The sequence below is a fragment of the Photobacterium sp. Ph5 genome (assembly GCF_022129445.1).
Taxonomy (GTDB): domain Bacteria; phylum Pseudomonadota; class Gammaproteobacteria; order Enterobacterales; family Vibrionaceae; genus Photobacterium.
In genome coordinates this window covers 18,280-27,433 of record NZ_JADQAQ010000051.1, presented here as the reverse complement: position 1 = coordinate 27,433, position 9,154 = coordinate 18,280, and the positions used below count along the sequence as shown (strand labels likewise).

Genomic DNA, 9,154 nt, shown 5'->3' with positions numbered 1-9,154 from the left:
TTATTTGTATTGGTCACTAGTATCATTGATAAATCTTTCGACTTAACTTTTCAACAAGTGCCCACACAGATTGCATGGTCAAATTGTTAAAGAACAATACTGATTTCGTCGCTAGCCAGTGGCTTGCTCCGTGTCAGTGAGGTCGCATTATAGGGAGAGATTTTTTGCTGACAAGCCCTTTTTTAAAGAAAAATGCGCGCTTGAACAATCATTAAACAATTCACCTTATAATGATCAAGAATCCACCTAAATAAGCTCTTTTCATTAGATAAAAAAACGCCCCACTTCAATGCGGGGCGTTTAGTCATAGTGATTAAATGAAGTAATTAAATTTGCTCAGCAACAATTACATCATCTTTCACAGACAGTGTTATCACTTTACCCGGAACAAATTTACCTGATAGCAAGTCTTGCGCTAGTGGGTTTTCAATATATTGCTGAATCGCACGTTTCAATGGACGCGCACCATAAACAGGATCAAATCCAGCTTCAGCAATCATATCTAACGCACTGTCTTCAACATCTAGACAGAAGTCTTTTTCAGCGAGGCGTTTTTTCAATCGTTCAAGCTGAATACTTGCAATATTCTTGATGTTTTCTTTACCAAGCGGATGGAACACAACGGTTTCATCAACGCGGTTAATAAACTCAGGGCGGAAGTGTTGTCCAACAACTTCCATTACAAGTGCTTTGATCCCCTCATAGTCAAGGTTGCCGAAATGCTCTTGAATACGATCTGAGCCCAAGTTCGATGTCATAATGATCACCGTATTACGGAAATCTACTGTACGACCTTGACCATCAGTTAAACGACCGTCATCTAATACTTGAAGTAAGATATTGAACACATCAGGATGTGCTTTTTCTACTTCGTCTAGTAATACCACTGAATATGGACGACGACGAACCGCTTCTGTTAGGTAGCCACCTTCTTCATAGCCGACATAACCTGGAGGCGCACCCACGAGACGAGCGACTGAGTGTTTCTCCATAAACTCAGACATGTCGATTCGCACCATTGCTTCTTCACTATCAAACATAAAGTTAGCCAGTGATTTACAAAGCTCTGTTTTACCTACACCTGTTGGGCCTAAGAATAAGAAAGAGCCAATTGGGCGTTGCGGATCAGCAAGACCTGCACGGCTACGACGAATGGCATTAGCAACAGCAACGACCGCTTCATCTTGACCAATGACACGATGATGTAATTCATCTTCCATACGAAGCAATTTATCACGCTCACCTTCAAGCATTTTTGATACAGGAATACCTGTCGCTTTTGATAAAACATCGGCAATTTCTGTATCAGTAACTTTGTTTTTCAACAAGGTCATTTCTTGCATTTCTGCTTGCGCGGCAAGATCTAACTGCTTCTCTAACTCTGGAATACGACCATATTGTAGCTCTGACATGCGGTTTAAATCGCCAGCACGACGAGCAATTTCAACATCAGTACGCGCTTGTTCAAGCTCTGCTTTAATATGTTGAGTACCTGACAGTGCTGCTTTTTCAGCATTCCACACTTCTTCAAGCTCAGCATATTCACGCTCTTTTAGATCAAGCTCTTCAAGCAGATCGCTGAGACGTTTATTGCTTGCTGCATCGTCTTCTTTTTCTAGCGCTTGTTGTTCAATCTTAAGTTGAATAATACGACGCTCAAGACGATCTAATGATTCAGGCTTTGAATCAATCTGCATACGAATGCTTGATGCCGCTTCATCGATAAGATCAATTGCTTTATCAGGTAACTGACGATCTGAAATATAACGATGTGACAATGTTGCTGCTGCCACAATTGCAGGATCGGTAATTTCTACATGGTGATGAAGCTCGTAGCGCTCTTTCAAACCACGAAGGATCGCAATGGTATCTTCCACGCTAGGTTCATCCACCAGCACTTTTTGGAAACGACGTTCAAGTGCCGCATCTTTCTCAATATACTGACGGTATTCATCTAATGTTGTAGCACCGACACAATGAAGTTCACCACGTGCCAATGCAGGTTTTAGCATGTTACCGGCATCCATTGAGCCTTCGCCTTTACCTGCACCAACCATGGTGTGAATTTCATCGATGAACAAAATCACACGGCCATCTTCTTGTGACAATTCGTTAAGTACCGCTTTTAAGCGCTCTTCAAATTCACCACGGAATTTAGCTCCCGCAATCAATGAGCCCATATCGAGAGAAAGGACACGCTTATCACGCAAGCCTTCAGGTACTTCACCGTTAACAATACGTTGTGCTAATCCTTCAACGATAGCTGTTTTACCAACCCCAGGCTCACCGATGATCACTGGGTTATTTTTGGTACGACGTTGCAATACTTGAATAGTACGGCGAATTTCATCATCACGACCGATAACAGGATCTAATTTGCCCTGCTCTGCACGTTCGGTTAAATCGATCGTGTACTTTTCCAGAGCTTGGCGATTTTCTTCGGCATTAGGATCATCGACTTTTTGACCACCACGAATTTGATCAATCGCTTGTTCAATATTTTTCGCTGTTAAACCTAATTCTTTAAATAACTCACCCAATGGGCCTTTATCTTCAGCTGCCGCTAAAATAAATAGCTCTGAGGAAATAAATTTATCTTTCCGCTTTTGTGCCAACTTATCGCACATATTAAGCAGTACGCCCATGCCATGTGAAAGCTGAACTTCACCACCAATACCCGTTACTTTAGGCATGCGATCTAATAGCTCAGCTAAACGTGAACGTAACTGGGTAATATCGATGTTCAAAAGGGTGAGCAACGGACGCACGGTACTACCATCTTGATTAAGCAAAGCCACCATAAGGTGTGCAGGCTCGATATACTGATGGTCTCGTCCTAGAGCCAGCGACTGAGCATCAGATATTGCCGATTGAAATTTGCTGGTAAATCGGTCAAGACGCATAAGTTCTCCCAATAAATATAAATAAACTAATGCTATATATATGGATACTTAGCAGGTATTTTTCAACTCCATAAATCGCAATATAATGCTGCAAAAAAAAAGCGAGCGATCTTTATGAAGATCACTCGCTTAGCAATAATTAACGACATTAACCAATTACGTGCTATTTGTTATCCGCTAACCAAATCAATGAGGCCTGACGACCTGTTACCGCTTGTCGTCGATAGGAGTAGAACTGCTGTTTATCAGTAAAAGTACAATACTCTCCACCATAAACAGCCGTGATACCTAATCGATTCAAACGCTGCTTTGCTAGTAAATATAAATCAGCCAACCATTTCTCACCATGAGGAATAAAAGCATCTTCTGCATTCGGATCGGCTGCCATAAATTGTTCTCGCACTTCACCACCGACCTCAAATGCGTTAGGTCCAATAGCTGGACCTAACCACGCCATAATATCGGCTGCGTTACAGTGAAATTTTTCCACTGCATGCTCAATCACACCTGTAGCCAGTCCTCGCCATCCGGCATGAACCGCAGCAACTTCTGTTCCTTGCTTATCGCAAAATAAAACAGGTAAACAGTCAGCAGTCATGATGGCACAGGCTAATCCCGGAATACGAGTAAAGCTACCATCAGCATCTGGTACTGATAAAAGTTCAGCATTAAGCTCAATCACATCAGCACTGTGGATTTGATTCAACCATGCAGGAGAATCCACAAGATCACAATGTTGTTTCAACAATTCACGGTTTTGATTAACAACAGCTTCATCATCCCCAACATGTAAACCTAAATTCAATTCATGATATGGAGCAGTACTAACACCACCTAAACGGGTCGTACTTATCGCGCGCACATGCTTCGATGCTGGCCAGTTAGGAATAATGACTTTCATTAATAATCGTCTTCGTTATTTTCTTGCGTGTCTTTACGCAAAATATCAATCATTGCCACCATATCAATTGGTAGCGGCGCATGCCATTCCATCTTCTCACCTGTAATTGGGTGATCTAATCGCAGCATACGTGCATGCAATGCTTGTCGATCAAACGCACGCAATGCCTGAATAAACTCAGGAGATGCATCACGTGGCGGACGAGGACGACCACCATAAATCACGTCACCAATTAAAGGATGGCTCATGTATGACATATGAACACGGATCTGGTGTGTTCGACCCGTTTCAAGACGTAATACAATACGTGTATGTTCACGGAAACGTTCAGCAACACGGTAATGGGTTATCGCATCTTTACCCATTTCATGTACAGCCATACAAATACGCTTGGTTGAGTGACGACCAATGGGTTTTTCAATGGTGCCACCACCGGTCATTTGACCAATAGCTAATGCTTCATACTCACGCGTGATCTTACGCTTTTGTAATGCACGAACTAGACGCGTTTGTGCTTGAATGGTTTTAGCAACTACCATTAAACCAGTAGTATCTTTATCCAAACGGTGAACAATACCTGCTCGCGGAACTTCTGCCAACGATGGGCAATGATGCAATAATGCATTCAACACCGTACCATCAGGTGTACCCGCACCAGGGTGAACAACAAAGTCACGCGGTTTATTGATAACAAGAATATCATCATCTTCATAAACGATGTCGAGAGGAATATCCTGCGCAATCCAACGCACTTCATCTTCGATCTCAGCTTGAATAAATAGCTCTTCGCCACCCATCATTTTTTCACGAGGTTTCTTGACGACATCGCCATTCACTGAAACCATACCGTTTAAAATCCAATCTTTAATGCGCGAACGCGAATAATCTGGATATAATTGAGCAATAACCTGATCCAGGCGCATGCCTAATTGGTTTTCACCAACTGTGTTTGTCAATTCTATTTGCTGTGCCATAGCGAACTTTTTTAAAAAGCGTGAGACTAATTGTCATACGCTGCGTAAAATGGACCAAGCTTGTAACTATGCTTGATGTAACCTATATAGTGTCATTGTATCTGTTAACGGCTCTGACCGTAATGGATCGAGCAAAATAAAATTTTTATCAAGGAAACTAACGCCGCAATGAAACGCCTGACAATCACGACTCTTCTTGCCGTAGCCCTTCTTTCAGGCTGTTCGAGTAAAGAAGAAGTAATACCAGATGTTCCACCATCAAACTTATATGCAACCGCACAAACTGCATTGCAAAAGGGGAACTGGACATCGGCTATTGAACAATTAGAAGCGCTCGATTCACGCTATCCATTTGGTGCTTATTCCGATCAAGTACAGCTAGATCTCATTTATGCTTACTACAAAAGTGATGATTTAGCGCTAGGTGAAGCTACGATTGAACGTTTTTTACGTTTAAATCCCGATCATCCACAAGCTGACTGGGTTGTGTATATGCGTGGTTTAACGCATATGGCACAAGATCGTAGCTTTATGCATGATCTGTTTAATATCGATAGATTTGACCGTGATCCAACACCATCACGCCAAGCTTTCAAAGACTTTAAACACTTGCTAGAACGTTACCCAGAAAGTGAATATGGTGCAGATGCTAAAGCGCGAATGATCTTTTTGAAAAACCGTTTAGCGAATTATGATTTGGCTACTGCTGATTTCTATGTACGCCGTGAAGCATGGATTGCAGCAATTAACCGTTGCCAGCAAATACAACGCTTATACCCAGATACAGAAGCTGCTCGCCAATCATTAGCGCTGGAAAAAACAGCCTATGAAAAGTTGAACTTGCAAAAAGAAGTTGAACGTACCGATAAATTAATGAAATTAAATCCAGCTAACTAACTATTAGTGCATTTTATTTCATAAAAAAATGGCAGCTTAAAAATAAGCTGCCATTTTTTATATTTAAAATAGTCTTTAATTTTGAGCATAAATCTAATCTTTTTTATCACTACATTGACTAACTACAACGACTAAAAAACGTCCATCACATTAAAATTTTTATATAATCCCCCTAGTTAGCACGAGCCACCAGCATTTTACCTTTCTTCATACTGCCTTAAATATTGTTCTCATCTCAAGTACTTTTTATAAACTTTTTTGCTACAAATCCAAGACGATCACAGATTTTTTTGCTGATAATTATTAAAGACTATAATGTGATGCATATCACATTATTAAGTTCTAAATTTAGTAATCTGAATTCAACCCAACGAAGGGTAGCAAACGAGGAAGATAATTATGACATTAGAAATCACTGGTAAAAACATCGATATCACCCCGGCTATCCGTGAGCGTTTTGAATTTAAGTTCAATAAGTTAGAAAAACTTCAGGTGCCGCTAATCAAAAAACACGTTGTGATTAGCAAAGAACCAAGCAAGCAATTTAAAGTCGAAGCTGCAGTAAATATTGCCGGAGGACAACTTGTTGCTTCTGCAGAGCATGACGACCTGTTTGGTGCGATTACAGAGCTTTACCAAAAGCTTGACCGACAGTTGAAAAAACAAGCTCACAAACCTAACGCTCGCCGTGCAAGCCATAGTGAAAAGCCAGAGCTGGCTGAAGACGAAGTAGAACTAGATGAAGTTGAGCTAGACGACGCATACTAGCATTATCATAAGGATTTAAAATAACCCCGCTTATGCGGGGTTGTTTGCTTTTAACAATACTGTTCTGATTATCGCAACATAACAATAGAGATCTTCCCTCATTATTTCCATTCTTAGCACTAGCCTCTAATCTACTTGACAATAAATAGTACGCTGCATAATGTGGCTAAAGATAAAAAATGACCATTTTGCTTATATCATCGCAGCTTCTCTACTCATCAAGTAATTCGTATTAATCCACATTCGTATGATATGAGATGTTAGCCACGACATAAGCTATCGTTATATTCGGAAATCAGATAGGGACGCCAATGACCGATACTCGCTATTCTCTCGATGACATTCGTCAAAATGTCAGTCGTATCGATAACGCTTTACTTGAACTACTGGCAGAGCGAAGAGCGCTTAGTCTAGAGGTAGCAAAAAGTAAAATTAGCACAGCTAAACCCGTACGCGATCAAGTACGTGAACATGAATTACTATTAAAACTGATAGAAAACGGCAAGCTTCATCAATTAGATGCACAATATGTTACTCAAATCTTCCATACCATTATTGAAGACTCAGTATTATTTCAACAAGCTTATCTACAAAAGCTTGCCAATCCAGATAACGCTAATCCTATTGCTCGTGTTGCTTTCCTTGGTGCGAAAGGTTCATACTCTTATTTAGCCAGCCGTAATTATTTTAGCCGTAAGCAAACCGATCTGGTTGAACTGAGTTGCTCGACTTTCCGCGATATTTTTAATACGGTTGAAACCGGTAACGCCGATTATGGTGTCTTGCCAATTGAAAATACCAGCTCGGGCTCAATCAATGAAGTATATGATTTGCTACAGCACACAAGCCTTTCTATTGTAGGTGAGATAACCCAATCTATCGAACACTGCCTACTGACTGCTGTCGATACGAAACTTGAACATATCGATACCTTATATTCTCACCCTCAGCCTCACCAGCAATGCAGTGAATATCTTCATAGAATGGGGAATATTAAGCAAGAATACTGCTCAAGTACTGCTGAAGCGATGGAGCAAGTTGCTCAATTGAAACAACCGAATATTGCAGCTATTGGTAATGCATCCAGTGGCGAATTGTATGGTTTAACCTCAATCAAATCAGATATTGCCAATCAGCAAGAAAACTTTACCCGATTTATTGTGGTGGCACGTAAACCTGTTGATGTCACATCCTTGATCCCAGCAAAAACCACTTTAATCATGTCGACTGCACAAAAAGCAGGTTCATTGGTTGAATGTTTACTGGTACTGAGAAATCTTAATATCAATATGAGTAAACTGGAATCACGCCCTGTTATTGGTAACCCATGGGAAGAAATGTTCTATGTGGATGTCGAGGTCAATCTTAAATCTGATGTAATGCAGCAAGCATTAGAAGAGCTCACCCGCCTAACGCGCTTTATTAAAGTATTGGGCTGTTATCCAAGTGAAAATGTCGCGCCAACAGAAGTTGAGCTCCTCGACTAAAATGTACATATAACAAAAAGCCCGTTATGACATTCTCTTTCGAGTAATAATGACATAACGGGCTCTTTTATTTTAACTATCAGAAAATTAACTACGATTTACGGTGAGTTGAATCGTTCGCCTGCCTAAGCAGTCCCTGGCTCTCTGCTAAAAAATGTTCAGCGTAATCGCCAAACCATCCTGATACTTGACCAAAAGCTTGCTTAAATGCATCTTTATCTTGAGCATCTAGCATTTCAATCGCTTCACCAAAGCGCTGATGGAAACGTTTGATCATCGCAATATTCTGTGGAGCAGACATAATAATATCTCCGTACAATTGCGCATCTTGAGCAAACAAACGCCCTACCATCGCGAGTTCTAAGCGATAGATTGGTGAACTTAGCGACATTAATTGCTCTAACTTTGGATCTTCTTCAGCAAGGTGAACACCATAAACAAACGACGTAAAGTGACGTAATGCTTGGATCAAGGTCATCCCTTGATCATGTTCAATCGCACTAATACGATTAAGTGATGCCCCCCAAATTTGAAACTGCTCCAACAGCCATTGATAACTTTCAGGGTTCCGTCCATCACAGTACACAATAACCTGCTTTGCCAAACTTGGAATATCAGGACCAAACATTGGGTGTAACCCAACCACAGGGCCTTTATGCACTTCCAACATCGCTTGTAATGGACCACTTTTAATCGATGTTAAATCAGCAAGTAAACAATCTTCAGGTAAATTATCGAGTTTCGCAATCACCGTCTCTGTTAAATGGATAGGAACAGAAACAACGACCATACCTGCATCATGCAATATTTCATCGGCACGATCCCAGTCTTGGCTACCTAATGTTTTAACTTGGTACCCTGACAGTTCAAACAAACGACGAAATAATTTACCTAGCTGACCATGGCCACCAACGATAACAATTGGTCGTAATTGTGGATTTAAACACTTAAAGCCAGAGTCATTTTCACTCGAATAAGATTCACGCATCGTTCGACGCAATACATCTTCAATAAGGTCTGCAGGTACACCTTGACGTTCCGCTTCTTCACGACGAGATGCCAACATTGCCGCTTCACGATCGGGAGCATAAATCGGTAAGCCATGCTGACTTTTTACTACACCAACCTGCTCAACTAAAGCGAGTCGTTGAGCCAATAGCTCAACCATTTGACGATCTACATCGTCAATTTGATCTCTTAATTTGCTTAACTCAGCAACCATGA

The 9,154-nt window shown here is 41.0% G+C and carries 7 protein-coding genes; 3 read left to right on the top strand and 4 right to left on the bottom strand.

What is annotated here, in order from left to right; translation table 11 throughout:
* Positions 1-326: 326 nt before the first annotated feature.
* The 3 genes from clpB to rluD form a co-directional block, all read right to left on the bottom strand.
* Positions 327-2,903: an ATP-dependent chaperone ClpB gene (clpB, locus tag I3259_RS16665; protein WP_238030818.1), complete on the bottom strand. Its 2,577-nt coding sequence runs from the start codon at positions 2,901-2,903 to the stop codon at positions 327-329.
* Between the two features lie 163 nt (positions 2,904-3,066).
* The gene (pgeF, locus tag I3259_RS16660) at positions 3,067-3,804 is read right to left on the bottom strand and encodes a peptidoglycan editing factor PgeF (protein WP_238030816.1); all 738 of its coding nucleotides are present in this window, start codon (positions 3,802-3,804) and stop codon (positions 3,067-3,069) included.
* Positions 3,804-4,778 (bottom strand): 23S rRNA pseudouridine(1911/1915/1917) synthase RluD, encoded by a 975-nt coding sequence (gene rluD, locus I3259_RS16655; RefSeq protein WP_238030815.1) that lies wholly within the window; start codon positions 4,776-4,778, stop codon positions 3,804-3,806. The genes pgeF and rluD overlap by 1 nt, the downstream gene beginning before the upstream one ends.
* A gap of 168 nt (positions 4,779-4,946) precedes the next feature.
* Here rluD and bamD point away from each other — a divergent pair, with 168 nt between their 5' ends.
* From bamD to pheA, 3 genes are all read left to right on the top strand, one after another.
* Positions 4,947-5,675: an outer membrane protein assembly factor BamD gene (bamD, locus tag I3259_RS16650; protein ID WP_238030813.1), complete on the top strand. Its 729-nt coding sequence runs from the start codon at positions 4,947-4,949 to the stop codon at positions 5,673-5,675.
* 399 nt (positions 5,676-6,074) lie between these two features.
* On the top strand, positions 6,075-6,443 hold the full coding sequence (gene raiA, locus I3259_RS16645) for a ribosome-associated translation inhibitor RaiA (protein ID WP_238030811.1): 369 nt from the start codon (positions 6,075-6,077) through the stop codon (positions 6,441-6,443).
* A gap of 311 nt (positions 6,444-6,754) precedes the next feature.
* Entirely contained in the window at positions 6,755-7,930 is a 1,176-nt protein-coding gene (gene pheA / locus I3259_RS16640; protein ID WP_238030809.1) for a prephenate dehydratase, read from the top strand.
* 91 nt (positions 7,931-8,021) lie between these two features.
* Here pheA and tyrA read toward each other — a convergent pair whose 3' ends face one another.
* The gene (gene tyrA / locus I3259_RS16635; protein WP_238030807.1) at positions 8,022-9,152 is read right to left on the bottom strand and encodes a bifunctional chorismate mutase/prephenate dehydrogenase; all 1,131 of its coding nucleotides are present in this window, start codon (positions 9,150-9,152) and stop codon (positions 8,022-8,024) included.
* Positions 9,153-9,154 lie beyond the last annotated feature (2 nt).